General features: G+C 50.0%; 1 protein-coding gene. It reads left to right on the top strand.

Annotated features, from left to right (window positions below):
* Positions 1-1,183: Calx-beta domain-containing protein (locus ABWW03_RS19900; protein WP_353411423.1), on the top strand; the 1,183-nt coding region annotated here is incomplete at both ends.

Raw genomic sequence — 1,183 nt, forward strand, 5'->3', positions numbered from 1 at the left:
CGTCGATGCTGTCTTTGGTGTAGTGGTTGGCAATGCCGCAGCAGGTTCTATACTCACACTGACCTTAACCGATGGCACCGCAGGCAGTCCGTTGGATTATAACGACGGTCAGTTTCAATATCGTGAAGCGGGTACCAGTACCTGGATTGATGTTCCTGCCAACGGGCAAATTACACTCACCAACGGTGGCAACCAAACACTGGATGTCAGAACAAACACGCTTGTTGATAATCTCGACGAACCTACCGAAAGTTTTACATTGACCGCAGATTTAAACAGCAACGGGACCAATGTTAACGACGTGGGCAATGGTTTTATTAACGACATCAACACGCCCACGGTTAATGTGGGTCAACCTAACACGGGAACCGGTGATGTCACTGTCGATGAAGGCGTCGATGCTGTCTTTGGTGTGGTGGTCGGCAATGCCGCAGCAGGTTCTATACTCACACTGACCTTAACCGACGGCACCGCAGGCAGTCCGCTGGATTACAACGACGGTCAGTTCCAATATCGTGAAGCGGGCACGAGCACTTGGATTGATGTTCCTGCCAATGGGCAAATTACACTCACCACCGGTGGCAACCAAACACTCGACGTTCGTACCAATACCTTAACGGATGATTTAGATGAGCCCACGGAGAGTTTTACATTAACCGCAGATCTAAACAGCAACGGGACTAACGTTAATGACGTGGGCAATGGTTTTATCAACGACATCAATACGCCCACGGTTAATGTCGGTCAGCCTAACACCGGAACCGGTGATGTCACTGTCGATGAAGGCGTCGATGCTGTCTTTGGTGTGGTGGTGGGTAATGCCGCAGCAGGCTCCACACTCACGCTATCATTAACCGATGGCACTGCGGGCAGTCCGCTGGATTATAACGACGGTCAGTTTCAATATCGAGAAGCGGGCACGAGTACCTGGATTGACGTTCCTGCCAATGGGCAAATTACGCTCACCAACGGCGGTAACCAAACACTGGATGTTAGAACAAACACGCTTGTTGATAACCTCGACGAACCTACTGAAAGTTTTACATTGATCGCAGACCTAAACAGTAACGGGACCAACGTTAACGATGTAGGCAATGGTTTTATCAACGACATCAACACGCCCACGGTTAATGTGGGTCAACCTAATACCGGAACCGGTGACGTAACCGTTGATGAAGGTGTC

The sequence above is a fragment of the Pseudoteredinibacter isoporae genome, from assembly GCF_040372805.1.
Taxonomy (GTDB): domain Bacteria; phylum Pseudomonadota; class Gammaproteobacteria; order Pseudomonadales; family Cellvibrionaceae; genus Pseudoteredinibacter; species Pseudoteredinibacter isoporae_A.